Annotated in this window: 18 protein-coding genes; 7 read left to right on the top strand and 11 right to left on the bottom strand. The window is 46.5% G+C overall.

Annotated elements, in window-relative coordinates:
• Positions 1-54: 54 nt before the first annotated feature.
• Positions 55-579 carry a hypothetical protein gene (locus tag Q0V82_RS13835; protein ID WP_297576748.1) on the bottom strand — a complete coding sequence of 175 codons (525 nt, stop codon included), beginning with the start codon at positions 577-579 and terminating at the stop codon, positions 55-57.
• Between the two features lie 215 nt (positions 580-794).
• Positions 795-1,637, bottom strand: coding sequence for an archaetidylserine decarboxylase (asd, locus tag Q0V82_RS13830; protein WP_297576747.1), 843 nt, complete (start codon positions 1,635-1,637; stop codon positions 795-797).
• Between the two features lie 115 nt (positions 1,638-1,752).
• Between asd and pssA the strand changes: the two genes are divergently transcribed.
• Both pssA and Q0V82_RS13820 read left to right on the top strand, forming a co-directional pair.
• Entirely contained in the window at positions 1,753-2,529 is a 777-nt protein-coding gene (gene pssA, locus Q0V82_RS13825) for a CDP-diacylglycerol--serine O-phosphatidyltransferase (protein ID WP_297576746.1), read from the top strand.
• Between the two features lie 127 nt (positions 2,530-2,656).
• On the top strand, positions 2,657-4,459 hold the full coding sequence (locus Q0V82_RS13820) for a 2-isopropylmalate synthase (protein WP_297576745.1): 1,803 nt from the start codon (positions 2,657-2,659) through the stop codon (positions 4,457-4,459).
• Between the two features lie 364 nt (positions 4,460-4,823).
• Here Q0V82_RS13820 and Q0V82_RS13815 read toward each other — a convergent pair whose 3' ends face one another.
• Together Q0V82_RS13815 and wrbA are read right to left on the bottom strand one after the other, a co-directional pair.
• Positions 4,824-5,195, bottom strand: a complete 372-nt coding sequence (locus Q0V82_RS13815) for a DUF2069 domain-containing protein (protein ID WP_297576744.1) — start codon at positions 5,193-5,195, stop codon at positions 4,824-4,826.
• Entirely contained in the window at positions 5,192-5,794 is a 603-nt protein-coding gene (wrbA, locus tag Q0V82_RS13810) for an NAD(P)H:quinone oxidoreductase (protein ID WP_297576743.1), read from the bottom strand. The genes Q0V82_RS13815 and wrbA overlap by 4 nt, the downstream gene beginning before the upstream one ends.
• 67 nt (positions 5,795-5,861) lie before the next feature.
• Here wrbA and Q0V82_RS13805 point away from each other — a divergent pair, with 67 nt between their 5' ends.
• Positions 5,862-7,097 carry a YihY family inner membrane protein gene (locus Q0V82_RS13805; RefSeq protein ID WP_297576742.1) on the top strand — a complete coding sequence of 412 codons (1,236 nt, stop codon included), beginning with the start codon at positions 5,862-5,864 and terminating at the stop codon, positions 7,095-7,097.
• Here Q0V82_RS13805 and aroB read toward each other — a convergent pair.
• The 7 genes from aroB to Q0V82_RS13770 all read right to left on the bottom strand — a co-directional run bounded on the left by aroB (position 7,028) and on the right by Q0V82_RS13770 (position 13,612).
• Positions 7,028-8,116 (bottom strand): 3-dehydroquinate synthase, encoded by a 1,089-nt coding sequence (gene aroB, locus Q0V82_RS13800; RefSeq protein ID WP_297576749.1) that lies wholly within the window; start codon positions 8,114-8,116, stop codon positions 7,028-7,030. The genes Q0V82_RS13805 and aroB overlap by 70 nt on opposite strands.
• Positions 8,116-8,631 (bottom strand): shikimate kinase, encoded by a 516-nt coding sequence (locus Q0V82_RS13795; protein ID WP_297576741.1) that lies wholly within the window; start codon positions 8,629-8,631, stop codon positions 8,116-8,118. Before Q0V82_RS13795 ends, aroB begins: the two co-directional genes overlap by 1 nt.
• Before the next feature lie 67 nt (positions 8,632-8,698).
• Positions 8,699-10,783, bottom strand: coding sequence for a type IV pilus secretin PilQ (gene pilQ / locus Q0V82_RS13790; protein WP_297576740.1), 2,085 nt, complete (start codon positions 10,781-10,783; stop codon positions 8,699-8,701).
• Positions 10,780-11,304, bottom strand: coding sequence for a pilus assembly protein PilP (locus tag Q0V82_RS13785; RefSeq protein ID WP_297576739.1), 525 nt, complete (start codon positions 11,302-11,304; stop codon positions 10,780-10,782). The genes pilQ and Q0V82_RS13785 overlap by 4 nt, the downstream gene beginning before the upstream one ends.
• Before the next feature lie 21 nt (positions 11,305-11,325).
• Positions 11,326-11,955, bottom strand: a complete 630-nt coding sequence (locus Q0V82_RS13780) for a type 4a pilus biogenesis protein PilO (protein WP_297576738.1) — start codon at positions 11,953-11,955, stop codon at positions 11,326-11,328.
• The gene (locus Q0V82_RS13775) at positions 11,952-12,542 is read right to left on the bottom strand and encodes a PilN domain-containing protein (RefSeq protein ID WP_297576737.1); all 591 of its coding nucleotides are present in this window, start codon (positions 12,540-12,542) and stop codon (positions 11,952-11,954) included. Before Q0V82_RS13775 ends, Q0V82_RS13780 begins: the two co-directional genes overlap by 4 nt.
• A complete protein-coding gene (locus Q0V82_RS13770) occupies positions 12,539-13,612 on the bottom strand; it encodes a pilus assembly protein PilM (RefSeq protein WP_297576736.1) in 1,074 nt (357 codons plus the stop codon). The genes Q0V82_RS13775 and Q0V82_RS13770 overlap by 4 nt, the downstream gene beginning before the upstream one ends.
• A gap of 143 nt (positions 13,613-13,755) precedes the next feature.
• Here Q0V82_RS13770 and Q0V82_RS13765 point away from each other — a divergent pair, with 143 nt between their 5' ends.
• From Q0V82_RS13765 to Q0V82_RS13750, 4 genes are all read left to right on the top strand, one after another.
• Positions 13,756-16,053, top strand: coding sequence for a penicillin-binding protein 1A (locus Q0V82_RS13765; protein WP_297576735.1), 2,298 nt, complete (start codon positions 13,756-13,758; stop codon positions 16,051-16,053).
• A gap of 248 nt (positions 16,054-16,301) precedes the next feature.
• Positions 16,302-16,910 carry a nucleotidyltransferase domain-containing protein gene (locus Q0V82_RS13760; RefSeq protein WP_297576734.1) on the top strand — a complete coding sequence of 203 codons (609 nt, stop codon included), beginning with the start codon at positions 16,302-16,304 and terminating at the stop codon, positions 16,908-16,910.
• Between the two features lie 9 nt (positions 16,911-16,919).
• Positions 16,920-17,663, top strand: coding sequence for a flagellar brake protein (locus Q0V82_RS13755; RefSeq protein WP_297576733.1), 744 nt, complete (start codon positions 16,920-16,922; stop codon positions 17,661-17,663).
• Positions 17,663-18,520 (top strand): NAD(P)H-hydrate dehydratase, encoded by an 858-nt coding sequence (locus tag Q0V82_RS13750; protein WP_297576732.1) that lies wholly within the window; start codon positions 17,663-17,665, stop codon positions 18,518-18,520. Before Q0V82_RS13755 ends, Q0V82_RS13750 begins: the two co-directional genes overlap by 1 nt.
• Positions 18,521-18,698: the final 178 nt, after the last annotated feature.

Genomic DNA, 18,698 nt, shown 5'->3' with positions numbered 1-18,698 from the left:
GTTCGGCGCAATTCGTTTCACTCATTGTCGCCCTACGCAGGCACATCATCCGCATTAAACCAACGTCAACCCCGCCATTTTCGAGCGCGGTACCACCATCGATAGCGAAAACAAAATATCCGGGCAATCGCCAAAAGCGTGTTCGATTTCTGGGTTAAGGATAAAGACCATGCCTTCGCTCACCGCAGTGGCTTGCTCGAGAGGATTGCTCGCGCCAGTCATTCGCAGCACGCCTTCGCCTTGCAGTACCACATGCAAAAACGCAACCGGTTCGCCTTGCACCAGAAAACCAATATCGGTATGTGGATCAAGCTGGGCGTAGCCCATCAAATTGGCGTCGTGCATATACTCGGGCGCGAGGCCCAAACGATTTAATAAGGCGATGCCCAATGCTGTTTTTTCCGCATCCAGTTGCCACGCATCCCCCGTCGGCAAGTTAGGATTGCCTTGCGGAGAATAATGCACCTCAATCACGCCTTTGGCGGCAAACGCCGAACTGCGCGTTTGCCGAATTTCGGCGAGATTTTGCTTAAGCGATTCAGGAATCGTAATCTGGCCTAATACCCTTATCGCATTCATTTACAGCTCCAAAGCGTTTAATACAATCCTGATTATGACTCTGTTTCAGCAGGTTTTTGTAGGGCCGCTTTTAAGCGGCGGCATTGCCCTAGTCGTCGGCTAAAGCCGACCCAACGAAATCATTAGATTTCTGAACGAAAGTCATAAAAACAAAGTTAGCCAGTATAGGTCAACAAAACATATTTAATAATGGCTAGCAGCCTATACCCACACCATCAATCCGCCATCACCTCGCCCAAGCGCACACCGCGCCCGGCTTTCCAATCGGCATTAAACTCCAAATCGCTTTCAGGAAACAGCAATACCACGGTTGAGCCAAGTAAAAAGCGCCCCATTTCTGCGCCCTGCTCTAGCACGATTTGCTGGTCGCGATAATCTTGGGTCCACACCGATTTGCTGCGCGGCGGATTGACCACGCCGTGCCATGTGGTCGCCATACTGCCAACAATCGTTGCACCCACCAGCACTTGCACAAAAGGCTGGCCGTTGTCGGCCTCAAACACGCACACCACCCGCTCATTACGCGCAAACAAGCCATCGACGCCGCGCGCTGTGGCTGGATTCACCGAAAACAACTCACCCGGCACGTAAGTCATTTCTAGCAAACGACCACGGCATGGCATATGAATGCGGTGATAGTCTTTGGGGCTGAGATAAATCGTGGCAAACAGGCCGTTATCAAATTGCTTGGCCAACGCCGCATTGCCAGCCAATAAAGCCGTGGTGGTAAATTGCTTGCCTTTGGCTTGATAAATTTGCCCATGCTCAATTGGGCCAAACTGACTAATTGCCCCGTCAACGGTACACAGCAGTTGCGCATTGGCCAGTGGCCGCACGCCGTCTTTTAAGGCGCGGGTAAAAAATTCATTGAATGTGGCATAAGCGGCAGGATTTGGATTGGCCGCTTCGGCCATATTGACTTGGTATTTGGCGACAAAGCGAGTAATCACGGCGTGAGTCAGGCGGCCAGCACGTAAACCGGCCAAATAGCCCATCAATCGAGTCAACGCCAACTTGGGGATGACATACTGCAAAAGTACAAATAGACGCTCAGACACGAAAGTCACCTAGGACAAATAAGAGCGCGGATTATAACGTATCTACCTACATGCTACCGATGGCACGAGACGTCAGTTACAATGTTGCCTCAAATGCTATGCAATCGAGGCTTTCATGCAACTGCAACCCCCATCAAGCCGCGCACAAACTTTGCGCCGTCAAAGTATTTACTTGCTGCCCAATTTATTTACCCTCGCCGCTCTGTTTTCTGGCTTTTATGCCATCGTGCAAGCCATGAATGGCCAGTTTGAATCGGCGGCGTTGGCGATTTTTGCCGCGATGATTTTAGATGGCCTGGATGGCCGTGTTGCCAGAATGACGCATACGCAATCTGAATTTGGTGCGCAATTTGATAGCTTGTCCGACATGGTGTCGTTTGGCGTTGCCCCGGCTTTAATTATGTATGAATGGGGCTTGTCGGGATTTGGCAAACTTGGATGGGCGGTGGCCTTTATTTATTGCGCTGGCGCGGCACTGCGTTTGGCGCGGTTTAATACCAATATCGAAGTGGTTGATAAACGTTTTTTTCAAGGCTTGCCCAGCCCAGCTGCAGCGGCCTTAGTTGCCGGTTTAGTGTGGATTAATATTGAATACCATGACGATTTATCGCCCTTGGTTGAGCTACTACCTTACGCGGCGCTGTGCTTTACGCTGTTTGCCGGCTTAACCATGGTGTCCAATGTGCCGTACTGGAGCTTTAAAGAGCTGCATATGCGCAAAACCGTGCCTTTTGTGAGTTTATTGATTGCCACCTTGATTTTGCTCATCGGCGCATCCCGTCCAGCCTTGGTGTTGTTTAGTTTCTTTATCTGCTACGCCGCATCAGGCTATGTGTATTGGCTGTGGCTTGTGATGAAACGTCCAAAACAAGTGGTAAAATTAGACAAATAGTCTAATTTACAAATAAAATATAGAAAAAAGAGCGGCCAATACAACAGGCCGCTCTTTTTTATTTCTCAAGTTTGACACTAAGTCTAAAAATGGCTAATCTCAAGTCATCGCTGCCAAGGAGAACACTGTGTCATTAGACATCGATCGTCTAATCGCTGATTTTGGTGGACCCAGTACACTGGCCGATCAGCTTAATGCTGCTTTTCCAGATGAACCGGTATCCCGAGCTGCGATTTATAAATGGCGCGAACGCGGCAGTTTGCCGCTCGCCCAAGTGAATAAACTGGCGCAATTGGCAAGTCAGCAAGGCCGGCAATTCAATATCCAAAATTATATGGGCCGTGATCAAACCACCGCCGCAGAGACTCAGGAGCACAGCATGACTCAACGCAGTAATGACCGCTTGGTGATTTTTGATACGACATTGCGTGATGGTGAGCAGTCTCCTGGCGCGTCGATGACCAAAGAAGAAAAAATCCGTATCGCCCGCCAATTGGAAAAACTCGGCGTTGACGTCATTGAAGCCGGCTTTGCCGCCGCCAGCCCCGGCGACGCGGATGCGATTAAAACCATCGCTGGCATTATCGAAAACAGCATCGTCTGTTCTTTGGCGCGCGCCAATGAGCGTGATGTGCGCGCTGCGGGTGAAGCGATTAAAGACGCCAAACGCGGCCGTATTCATACCTTTATCGCCACCAGCCCGATTCATATGGAACACAAATTGCGCATGACGCCGGATCAGGTGGTTGAGGCCGCGGTGAAAGCCGTCAAAATGGCGCGTGAATACACCGACGATGTTGAGTTTTCGGCTGAAGACGCCTTGCGTAGCGATATCGACTTTTTGGCGCGTATTTTTGGCGCAGTCATCGAAGCTGGCGCAACGACATTGAACGTACCTGATACCGTCGGCTACGCCGTACCGCAACGCACTGAGGCCTTTTTCCGCGAGTTGATTGCCAAAACCAAAGGCGGCGACACCGTGATCTGGTCGGCGCATTGCCACAACGATTTGGGCATGGCGGTGGCCAACTCTTTGGCGGCAGTTTTGGGCGGCGCACGTCAGGTTGAATGCACCATTAACGGTTTGGGCGAACGCGCTGGTAATGCCTCACTCGAAGAAATCGTTATGGCGACGCGAACTCGCCACGATATTTTCAACGTTGAATGCAATGTTGACGCCACCCAAATCGTGCCAACCAGTAAATTGGTGTCAACGATTACCGGCTATCCAGTGCAACCGAATAAAGCCATTGTCGGTGCCAACGCCTTTGCCCACGAATCGGGCATTCACCAAGATGGCATTTTGAAATGCCGCGAAACCTACGAAATCATGAGTGCGGAATCGGTCGGCTGGAGCACGAATCGTTTGAGCTTGGGCAAATTATCTGGCCGCAATGCGTTTAAAACCAAGTTGATGGAATTGGGCATCGAGCTGCAATCAGAAGAAGCTTTGAATGCCGCTTTTGCGCGCTTTAAAACTTTGGCCGATAAAAAACGCGAAATCTTTGATGAAGATTTACACGCCTTGGTGTCCGATGAGTTGATCTCGATCGAGCAAGAGCACATCAAACTTATTTCGCTAAAAGTCGTTTCCGAAACCGGTGAAACACCGAGCGCCGATATCGTCGTTAGCGAAGCGGGCATCGAGCGCCGTGCGACGGCACACGGTGATGGCACAGTAGATGCGACCTTTAAAGCTATTGAATCACTGTTTAATAGCGGTGCAGAAATGCAGCTGTATTCGGTCAATGCGATCACCTCAGGAACAGACAGCCAAGGCGAAGTGACCGTGCGCTTGATGAAGGACGCCAAAATCGTCAACGGCCAAGGTGCAGATACCGACATTATTGTTGCCAGCGCCAAAGCATATATTTCGGCACTGAATAAAATCCACAACAATATTAATCGAGTGCATCCACAACCGGTTTAAGTGAATGCGCCTAGTGCGACATCCACTGCTTTTTTGTCGTTGAGCAGCACGCGGTTAGGTACGGCTCAATGGCCAGCATTTGCGAATCACGGCAGCAATCGATACCACCCCCGTCGATGGCTGGAGGCAGCAACCACAAATTGCGCGCGCTCAAGCTTTCAGTCTGGTGAACCTAAACCACAACTGAAGAAACCGAACGCATCAATACAAAGCCCCACTGTGACCCAGCGGGGCTTTGTTCTGTCTATCGGACGACAGACCCTGAAAGCTAAAACCAAACTCAATGACCACGAAACAATGGGTATATTCATCTATCCACTATAATAAATACCGCGCAGCCATATACCCATACATCAACCAGCAATTAACTTTGCGCCAATAAACTCGGTCGCGAATACTTGGCATATAAAGTAGCACTCACAAAACTCACCACCGTCAGCACCACTTGAATCGCTGCCAACCCTTGTGACAAACCTTGGTCACTCCATGCGCGCATCACGCCTTCCATAAAAAACACCAACACAAACATGGTGTACCACTGGTAGGTATAACGGCGGCCATGCAATAAACCGCGTAATGGCAAAAACAAAATCAGCGCTTTTAACACCACCCAAGAACCACCGGGCTTAAGCGGCGCAAGCCATAATTCCCATGCGGTGGTTAGCAAAATCATCGCCACCAAGGCAATCACAGTAATGGCTTGCAATGCCGGTAAATTGGCAGGACTTAATTTCATTCACTTATTCCTTTTAATTTCAGCGCGATCTCGGCCAATCGACGCCCCTGCGCCAAACACAGCACGCGCTCAGAGTCCGAAATCGCTTGATTTGATTCAGTGCCAGCCCAGTGGCTCGGCCCATACGGTGTGCCACCGGTCGTAGTCGACATCAATGCGGTTTCTGAATACGGCGTTCCGACAATCAGCATGCCGTGATGCAATAGCGGCAGCATCATCGTCAGTAATGTGGATTCATTGCCACCGTGTAATGTGCCTGAACTGGTAAAGACCGAAGCCGGTTTGCCGATCAAAGTGCCTTTGAGCCAATCGGCAATGGTCGAATCCCAAAAATATTTCATCGGTGCCGCCATATTGCCAAAGCGGGTTGGGCTACCCAAAGCGAGGCCATCACATTCAAGTAAATCGTTGAGCGTGACATATGGCGCTCCCGTATTTGGAATATCCGCCTCGGTGGCTTCACACACCGTCGAGATTCGCGGCACAGTGCGTAAGCGCGCAGAGCAACCGGCAGTCGCTTCAATACCCCGTGCAATTAGCTGCGCCATCTGACGCGTAGCACCGTGGGTTGAGTAATACAAAACAAGGATTTCAGTCATGATCTTTACAGGGGCAGCTTTCAGGATGCGCTATTATAATGGGATTCGCTTCTTATCGTTGCCTGCTATGAATTTTGCTAACACTTTCCCACAACTGGCCCGAATTAGCGGTTTTTCTCGTTTCGTCGGTCAACGCCTACTCAATGATCGTTGCCTAGAAACCGCCGGTAGTCTGACATTTACCACCTTACTGGCGGTGGTACCGCTGTTTACCATTGCGATTACGCTGATTTCAGCTTTTCCGATGTTCAGCATCAATGTGGGGAAATTTCGCGGTTTTATCCTCAATAACTTAGTGCCCGAAGCCTCTGGCAAAGTCATTGGGGTATATATGCGCCAATTTGCCGCCAATGCCGATAGTCTCACCACCATGGGCATGATTGGCTTACTGGCAACGGCCTTATTAATGATGTTTACCATTGAGAAAACGTTTAATTCAATTTGGCGTATTAAACGCCCAAGAAAACTGCTGTCGCGCACGCTAACTTATTGGGCCGCGCTGACCTTAGCGCCGATTTTAATTGGTTTAAGTTTGTCACTCACCAGCTGGATATCGCAAAATTCGGGCCTAGGTGGACTCAACATCCCCATGTTGCAAATCTCTTCATGGCTGCTGATGTTTATTACTTTGGGATTACTGTATCTCACACTCCCCAATTGCTTTGTTCCGCGCTCGCACGCCTTAATTGCGGCACTGTTTAGCAGCGCGTGCCTCGAATTGATGAAGATGCTATTTGGCTTGTATATCAAGCAATTCACCACTTACAACTTGGTTTACGGCACTTTTGCGAGTTTTCCGATCTTTTTGATGTGGTTGTATTTATGCTGGGTATTGATTTTGGCGGGGGCGGTATTGTCAGCGAGTTTGTCGTATTGGCACGCAAATGGCTGGCGCTGGGATAATCATCACGGTACGCGTTTTGAGCAAGCGGTACAGATTTTAGCCGCCTTAGCCCGCGCCCATCAAAATGGCGAAGTGCTGCACATCGATCAACTACGCCGTAAAGTTGAGCTCGGCATCGATGCCACACAGCAATTATTAGAGCAAATGACCGCTAAACTATGGGTTGAATCGACTCGGGATGGCGAATGGATTTTGGCTTGCAGTAGCCAGCGGATTAGCTTGCTGGCGGTATTTGAATTGGTGGTCAGCCCACTCAATAGTGAAGTCGATAGCGGGCTAGAATCTCGTCTAGAGTTAGCCCGCTCGGCTTTAGATCTATCGCTCGCCGATTACTTGCTAGATTCACAACCCGCCAACAGCGCGGTATCAATCGCGATTTCAGGCAACTCACCGATATAAGCTTCACCCAATTGGCGCAGCAAGATAAATTTGATTCGACCGGCGTCGACTTTTTTATCTTGCGCCATTAAAGCCTTATAACGCTCGCCCCCTAAAGCAGGCGAAATCACTGGCAAGCCAGCTCGCTGCAATAGATTGATCACGCGATCCACATCTGCGGCTTGTAAATGCCCTAATGCGCGCGAAGCATGTACTGCAAGCACCATCCCCGCCGCCACTGCTTCGCCGTGCAACCAAACGCCATAACCTAATCCAGCCTCAATGGCGTGGCCAAAGGTATGACCCAAGTTGAGTAAAGCGCGCTGACCGGTTTCTTTTTCATCGGCAGCCACAATTCGTGCTTTATTTTGGCAGCAGCGTTCTACGGCATAGGCGATTAAATCCACATCACGCGCCATTAAAGCATCGATATTTTCTTCGAGCCAAACGAGGAACTCGAGATCGTCAATCAAGCCATATTTAATCACTTCGGCCATACCAGCGGAAAACTCGCGCTGCGGTAAAGTCGCTAGGGTACTTAAATCAGCGAGTACTAGCTTGGGCTGGTAAAACGCGCCCAGCATATTTTTACCCAATGGATGATTAATCGCGGTTTTACCGCCGACCGAAGAATCAACCTGAGCGAGCAGCGTCGTAGGAATTTGAATAAACGGCACGCCGCGCTGATAGACCGCAGCGGCAAAGCCCGTCATATCACCAATCACCCCACCGCCTAAAGCGATCAAGGTTGTTTTGCGCTCGGCACGTGCCGTTAATAGCGCATCAAAAATTAGATTCAAACTGTCCCACGTTTTATATTTTTCACCATCGGGCAGGATGATCGACTGGCATTCAACCCCTGCGGCCTGCAATTGCTCGACTAAACCCGCCAAGTACAATGGTGCAATGGTCTCATTGGTAACAATGGCGACGCGCTTTTGCGCTAGCAATGCCAGCAGTGGCTCGACCGACTGAAGTAAACCTTCGCCGATCAAAATCGAGTACGGGGCGTGGTCAATATCAACGTGTACAGTGCGGATCATGCCTGACGCTCCAGTTCTTTTAGCAATAATTGCAAAAGGGAATTTACAGTTTGTTGGCTGGTATCAATCACCAGATCAGCGACTTCGCGGTACAGCGGATCGCGTTGTTCGTAGAGTTCTTTGAGTTTGCCTAAGGGATCTGCCGTTTGTAATAAAGGCCGATTTTTATCGTGGCAAGTGCGTGAATACAGCTCTTCTGGGCTAGCGCGCAAATAAATCACATAGCCATTACGCCGTAAATGATTCCGGTTAATTGGGTTTAAGATCGCGCCGCCGCCCGTTCCCAATACAATGTCTTGTAGCTTGGAAAGTTCGGCGATGGTCTCTGCTTCTCGCTCACGAAACCCACCCTCTCCTTCGATTTCAAAAATCATAGGAATACGAGCGCCAGTTCGCGCTTCGATTTCATGATCCGAATCATAGAAAGTTTTCTGGGTTGCACGCGCAAGGGCACGCCCCACGGTCGTTTTGCCAGCCCCCATTAGGCCGACTAAATAAAAATTGCCTGGCATTCTCATGCCAGGCATTTTACTTGAATCTAAGATCCTTAGCGAGTCATGCCCTCGCAACGTTGCGAGATTATCGCAGCGTTAGATCTGATTCCAATACGCGAGGCGTCAAGAAAATTAACAACTCACGACGCTCTTTCTTGGTTGATCGATTTTTAAACAAATTACCCAATACTGGAATATCACCCAAGAGTGGCACTTGCGTAATCCTATTGTTGGAATTTTCGATATAAATACCACCAATCACCACTGTGCCGCCGCTTTCAACCAAGACCTTGGTTTTAATTTGCTTGGTATTAATCGCCGGGCCATTTAAAGTGTCGGTGCCTCGGCTGTCTTTATTCACATGCACATCCATAAATACGCTGCCATCTGGCGTAATTTGTGGCGTGACTTTTAATGACAGAGTGGCTTTCTTAAATTCAACCGTGGTTGCGCCATTTTGTGATGAAGTTGAATATGGAATTTCTTGACCATCTTCAATCACTGCTTCAACTTGATCGGCAGTAACCAAACGTGGGCTCGAAACGATTTTCAACTTACCATCTTGCTCTAAGGCACTCAACTCCAAGCCCAAAATACCATCTGAGCCAGCAATCAGCATGGCAATTGATCCCGGATTAAAACCACCAATCCCTGCCGCAGGCAAACTTACCGAAGGCACATTGCCACCAACGGCAGGCCCAGGGAAAGTAGAGCCACCTGGGCTAGTGTAATCTTTACTGGTTAAGTTACCACCAAAAGCCGTATCGCCTTTGGCGTACAAGCCATGCAATTTCACCCCAAGCTCACGCTGAAAGCCGTCTTCTGCCTCAACAATCCGCGCTTCAATCATCACTTGGCGCACTGGGATGTCAATTTTGGTCAGCAATTCGCGAATTTGTTCCAGCTTAGAAGGAATATCCTGCACCACCACTTGATTGGTACGTGGATCAATCACCGCTGAGCCACGAGGCGAAAGAATCTTTTGTTTTTCATCGCTTAATATCACTTTCAGCGCATCGGCTTTGTGATATTTCAACTGGAAATATTCAGTACGAGTGGGCTCTAATTCAGAAATTTGTTTACGATTTTCTAATTCAGATTTCTCTTTTGCCGCCAATTCATCGCGTGGCGCAATCCACATCACATTGCCAGTTTTACGCTGATCAAGCCCTTTAGCTTGCAAAATAATATCCAGCGCTTGATCCCAAGGCACATCTTTTAATCGTAGTGTTAATGCACCACCCACCGAATCACTGGTAATAATATTTAAGCCGGTAAATTCAGCGATTACTTGCAAAACCGTACGCACTTCAACATTTTGGAAATTCAAAGATAATTTCTCACCTTTGTAATTGGCTTTACTGGCGATTTTATCTTTATTGGCACTAGCATCACGCACTTCAACCACAAATCGATTCTCGGTTTGATAGGCCGAGTACTCCCAATTGCCTTTAGGCTCAATCAGCATTTTGACTGAATCGCCCTGCGCATGGGTTTCAATTTTTTGAATGGGTGTGCCAAAATCAGTGACATCGAGTTGGCGCTCTAGATTTTTTGGTAAGCCGGCTTTTGAGAAATCAACGACTAGATTTTTACCTTGTTGGCGAATATCAATACCAACATTAGGGCTGGATAAATCAATAATAACTTTACCTTCACCGGCTGAACCACGTCGAAAATCAATCGCTTGAATCCCTTCTGCTTTGCTGGTGGATTTCGCATCTGAAAACTGCGTATTACTCCGAACAGGTGCGCTATTGACTGTGGTATTTGCAGCCGCGGCCGCATCAACTGTAATCAAATAGGAATTACCTTCAACGCTGGTTTCGTAACTGGCTTGTTTTTGCAAATTAAACACTAAGCGAGTACGGCCTGTTCCTTCGGCTACATTCACTGAGCGCAATGCGGCACCATTCACTGGATAAACGTTTTTTCCCGTTTGGTTCGCGGTATTGGCAAAATCAAATGCAATCCGGGGCGGCGTATTCACAGAGAAGCTCGTTGGTGTTGGTGGCGCACTATTAAAGGTCACTTTAATAATTTGCTTATCGGCACTCACATTACTGACTTCAACATTGGTGATATTGGCCGCGTCGATTGCAAATGCTAATGGCGTTAACAAACATAAAGCAAAATAGCTTAAACGCGCTAGGCTCTTATTCATTTTCATTTTTTCTGCTCCGCATCATCCAAGCCCAAGACAGTCGAGCGTTCAACCCAATCGCCACCACTGTCTTCAACAATTTCTTTTAAGGTAATTTCAGTTTCAGAGACTTTCGCAACCATGCCAAAGTTTTGCCCCATATAACTACCTTGCTTCACTCGATACAAATTACCATCCGGCGCACGAATTAGCGCTTGTACTGCAGCACCTTGTTGCAAAGTGCCAACCATGCGTAGTTTTTCAAGATCGTAGTTTTCTAAGACCTCTTTGACTCGATTCATATTTGGCGCTAAACCACTACCGTTGGTTTTTTTAGCCAATTCCATTTTACTGGTTCGAAATGGATCAGCAATTTCAAAAGCTTCGTAGGGAAATGCAACATACACCTTTGCCTCCGGTAAAGGCTCTACTTTCCCTCGTAAACCTTTTGATTGTTCCACCATCCATTCTTTTAAATCACTATGTTCATCGCCAAAACAACCGGTTAATCCAGTGAGCAGCAATACATAAAGGAGCCATCTTTTCACAATATTTTCTCCGATAGACCTTTATTTTTTCTTTTTACGCGCTTCAGCTTCTGCTTGACGAATCGCTTGTAATTCAGCCTCATCCAATGCGCGATAGGTTTTAATTGTCGCTTCCATGGTCAGTAACTGATCTTTTGAACTCGTTAATTTTATATCACTTAAAATAACAATGCGTGATAGCTGTGCAACATCACTCACAAATGCCGCCAAATCATGATAACTACCGGTGACCTTAATTGAAATCGGCGCTTCAACAAATTCTGCAGTTTTTACTTCAAGACCAGGTTTAAATAATTCAAACAACAAACCACGTCCCACACCGGCTTGATTGATTTCAGTCAGCAAGGTTTCCATTTCAGAACGATTTGGTAATTGTTTAAGCAAAGCACCAAACGATTGCTGTATTTCTAACAACTGTTGTTTGTATTCAGCGAGGTTAATCGCTCGCTTTTTCTTATCAATAAATTCAGTCTTTAATTGAATTTCTGTCGCTTGCCCTGCATCGAGTTCTTCGACTTGCGCACTCCAAACATAAAAGTAACCGGCTGCAATAGTTAAAACCAATACAACAATTAATGAGCCCAATTGAACTTGTATTGGCCAATTTCCTGCATCTTTTGGATCTAAATTTCTTAAATCATCCAACGTCATTGCTGGCCTCTCTTCACTGAACTGGCGGTGCTTTCTGCAGGCTCATCAACACGGGTTAATTTTATATTTAATGTAAAGTCAGAGAGTCGCTGATTACCAATAGAAGCTGATTTTACTTCGATCAATAATGGCTGTTCAAAAATAGGCGCGTCATTCAGATTGCGCATTAATGTGGAAACACGAGCATTCGATTGCGCATAACCGGTGAGTACCAACTGATCATTGGTTTGCTTTACTTCTTTTAGATACACGCCTTCAGGCACTTGCCGTGTCAATTGGTCAAGCAAATGAACCGTTTCTGTTCGATTCGATTGCAAACGCTCAACAATTTTTTTGCGATCAAGCAAAGCTTGTTTCTCAGTTTTTAATTTGTCAATTTCGGCTATTTCTCGATCGAGCTTGGCATTTTCTTCGGTCAAAAAGTGATTACGTCCATTTTGAATATCCACTTTTGCTGAAAGCAACATATAGCCAGCCAACACCACTCCCACCGCCAACAAGAAAGACATAACCAGCATTGACACATATTGCCGCTGCCGTGCCGCTCGCTTTTGTTCGCGATGTGGCAATAAATTAATCCGAATCATACTGGGTCAAACCTCCGCATGGCCAAACCACAGGCAATCAGCAATGAAGGCGCATCCAACTGAATTTGCTTACCTTTTACCTTGCCAGTTGACATACTAAAAAATGGGTTTGCTCGCATAGTACTGGCGACCTGAGTACGACTTGAAACCGCTTCATCTAGGCCATGAATCACACTGCACCCGCCCGCCAAAAGAATATGATCCACCGCGTTGTAATTACTTGATGTGTAGAAAAACTGCAGCGAGCGAGAAATCTCAAGCGCCATCGTATCCATAAATGGCTGCAGCACATCTGGCTCGTAATTATCCGGCAGACCACCTTGCCGCTTGGCTTGCTCAGCCTCCTCGGCCGACATATTGAATTTTCTTTGGATTTCTTGTGTTAATTGATTACCTGCATAGGCTTGATCACGGCTATAGATTGACTGTCCATCTTTAAAAATATTCATATGCATCGCCGTTGAGCCAATATCAACCACCGCAACGATTTGGTTTTCTCCACCATTGGGCAATTGTGGACGCATTAACTCAAATGCCGCTTGTGTTGCATACGACTCAACATCCAGCACCACCGCCTTTAAGCCGGCTTCTTCAATTGCCGCTACGCGTTCATCGACTTTGTCTTTTTTCGCCGCAGCAATCAAGACATCTTCTTCATCTGGATTATTTGCGGCAATGCCAAGCACTTGAAAATCAAGGTTAACTTCATCCAATGGAAATGGAATGTATTGATTGGCTTCAGTCTCAACTTGGCTTTCTAGCTCTCGCTCACTCATGCCCGCTTGTACTAAAATCTTTTTTGTAATAACTGCTGAGGCTGGCAACGCTGCAGCAACGTTTTTAACCTTGCTCCCCATCCGCCGCCAAGCATTTCGAATCGCAAGTGCCACGGCCTCGGAATTCACGATATTATTATCGGTCACCGCATCTTTAGGTAAGGGCTCAATAACATAGCGCTCAAGGCTAAAATTGCGCCCCGCTTGACTCAGCTCGACCATCTTTACGGCAGAGGAGCTAATGTCTAGACCGATAAGCGGTGGTGCTTTCGGTTTAAGAAAATCGAGGTTCAACGCAATATTCCCTATTGTAATTGGTAAAAAATCCTATCAGTGACAGCTTACTCCTGTAAAGTAAGCTGACCCTTTATCTCTTTTTTTGCAACATCAATACAAAACCCGTAAATTACCACTCACTGAATGATAGATTCATACTCATGGCAAAAAAAATAATTATTTCCCTGCTGGTACTTTTCTTTGGAATTACAATTATCGGCATAAGTTTAGCGGCTTTAGCGGTGATTGTGACCTATCCAAAGCTGCCTCCGCTCAATGCACTGACCGACTATAAGCCTAAAATTCCATTGCGTATTTTCAGCGAAGATAAGGTTTTAATTGGTGAGTTTGGTGAAGAACGACGCGCGTTTGTTCCGATTAACCAAGTGCCACCAATGATGATTAACGCGCTACTTGCAGCAGAAGACGAACGTTTTTATCAGCATGGCGGGATTGATTATCTCGGGGTGCTGCGTGCGATTGTTGGCAATGTACTCTCGGGGCATTCACAGTCTGGCGCAAGTACCATCACGATGCAGGTCGCTAAAAACTTCTATCTATCTAATGAAAAAACTTACACACGTAAATTCAATGAAGCTTTGCTTGCATTCAAAATTGAGCACAATCTATCAAAAGATCAGATTTTAGAACTTTACATTAATCAAATTTATCTGGGTCAACGCGCTTACGGCTTTTCTTCAGCCGCGCAAACTTACTTTGGAAAAAGCCTCAAAGACCTTACAGTTGCTGAATTTGCCATGTTGGCAGGTTTACCAAAAGCACCATCCGCTTACAACCCGATCGTCAATCCTAAACGCGCAACATTACGTCAAATGTATGTATTACGCAGAATGGCTGAACTCAATTTTATTGATGCCGCCCAATATAAGGCCGCGCAGACCGAGCAATTAGTTTTTAGTCGAAATAGCCAACAATTTCCTGTTCACGCTGAATATGTCGCGGAAATGGTACGGCAAATGATGTTTAAAAAATATCAAGAGGCGACCTACACACAAGGCTTTCAAGTTTTTACAACCATCAATAGCCAAGCACAGAACGACGCTTATAGTGCATTGCGTAACGGCATTCTCGATTACGATAATCGTCACGGCTATAGAGGCCCAGAAGGCTTTATTGATGCTGCGCTATTAGCAAATCAAATTGATGAACAGCTCGATGAAGCACTCAACAATATCAAAGAAGCAGATGACTTACGTCCAGCCATTGTATTGAGCAGTAATAACAAAGAAGTCAATGCCTACTTACAAGGTGGAGAAAGAATCACCATTCAAGGAGAGGGTTTACGCTTTGCACGTAGTGCCCTATCGGACAAAAACACGCCCGCGAACCGAATTCGGCCAGGCGCCATCATTCGTGTTAATGCCACAGAAAAGGGCTGGGCGATTAAGCAACTACCCGACGTCGAGGGTGCCATTGTCGCAATGGACCCACAAAACGGCGCTATTCGAGCGTTAGTGGGCGGTTTTGATTTTAATCACAACAATTTTAATCATGTGACTCAAGCATGGCGTCAGCCTGGTTCGAGTTTTAAACCTTTTGTGTATTCAGCCAGTCTGGAACGTGGCGTCACTCCTGCGACCATGATCAATGATGCACCTCTAGTGATTGAAGTCGGCGGGCAACGCTGGGAGCCGAAGAATTACGATGGTCGTTTTAGAGGCATGACCTCGGTGCGTAAAGCGTTAACGCTATCGACGAACTTAGTGTCTGTACGCATCTTGCAAGCGATTGGCACCGACTATGCGCAACAGCATCTAACTCGCTTTGGTTTTGACCCGAAACAACACCCCGCCTATCTCACCATGGCGCTCGGAGCCGGCAGCGTCACACCGTTGCAATTGGCAGAAGGCTACTCGGTGTTTGCCAATACAGGCTATCGTGTTCGTTCATATTTTATTGATCGTATTGAAGATGCGCGCGGCAAAGTGCTAGCGCAAACACAGCCCGAAATTGCCGGCAAAAATGCGCCACGTACACTGGATGCACGTAACGCCTTTATCATGAATTCAATGATGGGCGATGTGATCAAAATGGGTACGGCGACAAAAGCAAAAGTACTAGGCCGCAATGATTTAGCGGGTAAAACAGGCACCACCAACGATGCTTATGATGCTTGGTTTGCGGGCTACCAAGCTCAGCTCGTCACCATTACTTGGATTGGCTTTGATCAACCCAAATCACTTGGCGCGCGCGAAACCGGGGGGGGAGCGGCACTGCCTATTTGGGTGAATTTCATGGGTAAAGCACTCAAAGATATTCCTGAATCGCCGTGGGTGATGCCCGATGGCGTCACTAGCCGTACTAGCGATACTGAGCGCGGCCCGATCACTGAGTATTTTTATCAAGAGTTTCAATCGACCAATCCACAGCTTGGCTTAAGTGGCGGCAGTGAAACTGAAGCCGCCCCGATTGATGAAATTAAAGAGCAATTATTTTAGTAGCTACTTTACAAAAAATACGCTGTGAACACCGGTTGATTACTGATAATCAGTTCAGTTAAGTCTCTGCAATTTGGAATATTCAATACTCAAAAAAATCCTATGTATATCTCTAAAAGCCAAGCCTAGATTAGGCTTTATCGATATACATAGGTGTGTAAATTATGCTGTTGTTAGAACATTGTCCTGCCATAATGATGTATTGATGCATTGCACTCCCTTGAACTCGTGCCACGAGGAAAGACGGTATGTCCATCACAACGACATTAGTAGCTTCCCACTGCGACAACATTGCTCAACGTGCGGCACAATTAATCCACGCGGGTCATGCCAAAAATTTAGAGCAAGCACGTCGTCAAGCCTGTCTTGAATTAGGCTTATCCAGTAAAGAGGTGGGCGCTTGCACTGCTGAAATAGAGGCCGCAATGGCACATTATCAGCACTTATTTTGCCCCGATTTTGATGAAGATTTATTTAAATTACGTCAAAAATCCTTGGCTTTAATGGATTTTTTCCAGCAATTTGAGCCCTATCTAATTGGCTCAGTGCTCAAGGGCAATGCTAGTACGCATTCCGATATCAATCTTTTGGTTTATTCTGATGACCCAAAAGTGATTGAAATTTTTTTATTAAATCAACAAATAGACTATTCAAGCAAAGAGAGAAAGACCCAATATCGTCAAACCGACTCTCCGACAATTGCTTTCTGGTTTGATCAAACCGAAGTACATTTACAAATATTACCCAGTGTCGCTCGTCATCAATACGCAAAAAAACATGAGCGCGCCAACTACCGTCAACTTCAACAACTGATCGCAGATTGTAAATCGACGTACATTCTTGCATCAGAAGAATAGGATTAATTTATGGCTAACAATTCCTCGTTAACGCCAATTCGACTCAAAGATCCTAGCCCTTATTTAGTTCATGATGCAGATGAAATTTTTCTTATATTAACTCGCCTCGCTAAAAAGCCTGAATTGGTTTGCCTATATGCAAATCAACAACATGATGTGTTTATTTTGAGCGCACTACTCCAAGTGGATCAGAACAATTTAATTTTTGACCTTGGCCGCGATGCAGAGTTAAACCAGCGTCTAGTTTCAGCAAAAACAATATGTTGTGTTGCACACATCAATAGTATTCATTATCAATTTGATTTAATCGTAAGTACGGCCACATTGATTAATGAGCAAGCCGCCATTGTTTGTTTATTTCCAAAGCAAATGCTGAGTTTACAAAGAAGAGATTTTTACCGACTATCTATTCCATTATCAACCCCATTATCTTGCCTTATCCCTCTGCAGCACGGCGGTGATGTTGAGATTTCAATGTCAGACATTAGTCTTGGTGGAATTGGCCTACTCGGTTTTGTTACTGACATTTCACTCGAAATCGGCAGTATTTTGCATAATTGTCGTATTGAGTTACCCCAAGTAGGGCTAATTACTGCAGATATTGAAATATGCACTAGTAATGAGCTGATTATGAAAAATGGCATCCGCACCATTCGTAGTGGTTGTCGCTTTATTAATTTATCCGGTCCAGGACAAACCTTAGTACAGCGCTATATTAACCATGTTGAACGCAAACGCTTAGCGCGAGAATAATGACTATTCAATCCAGCTCCGACCTACTTCCTACGCTCCAGCAATTAATTCGGCCAATAGATAGCCACAAGGGCCTCTACGGTAGCGTAGCTATACTCGGCGGAGCAACCGGAATGATTGGAGCAGCATTACTGGCTGGACGCGCAGCACTGCATTTAGGGGTCGGAAAAATATGGATTGGTTTATTAGATGAACGATTACTCGTTGATCCAACTCAGCCCGAATTGATGATTGTCGCTGCGAATCAATTACTAAAACAAAAGCCAAGCCATTTACTCATTGGCCCAGGTCTAGGGCAATCCCAGCAAGCAACCGAGCTATTGCATAGCTGCTTAGTGAGCAACTTGCCATTAGTGCTTGATGCTGATGCATTAAACTTAATTGCGCAGGAAGCTGAGTTTAAATCACTGCTGCACACTAGAGCTGCAGAAACAATCATTACCCCTCATCCAGCCGAAGCTGCGCGCCTGCTTCAGCGCTCCACAGAAGCAGTACAAGCGCAACGCGAACAAGCCGTCAAAACGCTGAGTAAAGACTTTTGTTGCCACGCCATCCTTAAAGGCAGCAATACGCTAATAGCGCATCAAGATGAAGTTTGGATCAATACGAGTGGCAACTCAGCACTGAGTAGTGCCGGACAGGGCGATGTCTTAAGTGGGATTGTCCTAGCTTTACTCGCACAAGGGCTAAGCGCAATTGAAGCCAGCTGTTGCGCTGTCTACCTACACGGTAGCGCGGCAGATTCATGGAGAAAAAAACATCCCAATGGCATTGGCTTAACTGCAAGCGAAACCTTGTTACTGGTACGTGAAGAACTCAATCAACAACTAAACTTAAGCAAAAACATTGCTAAATAGAACTCCCGAACAAGGTTAGTAACAAAAATAACAGCAGGTATATTCCTCAGTAGCTTATATCCCAAGGCCCAGAGTCAAATACAGCGCATCGGTATCTGTGATTTGAGGCCCGCGCACAAACGCCGAACAGCAAAAAGCCCGACTCTTTCGAATCGGGCTTTCTGGTATGGGGAGTCTG

Origin of the sequence: uncultured Deefgea sp., assembly GCF_947072475.1 — a bacterium.
Classification (GTDB): Bacteria; Pseudomonadota; Gammaproteobacteria; order Burkholderiales; family Chitinibacteraceae; genus Deefgea.
The sequence above is the reverse complement of the archived record's forward strand: the minus strand, read 5'-3'. Positions and strand labels throughout refer to the sequence as shown.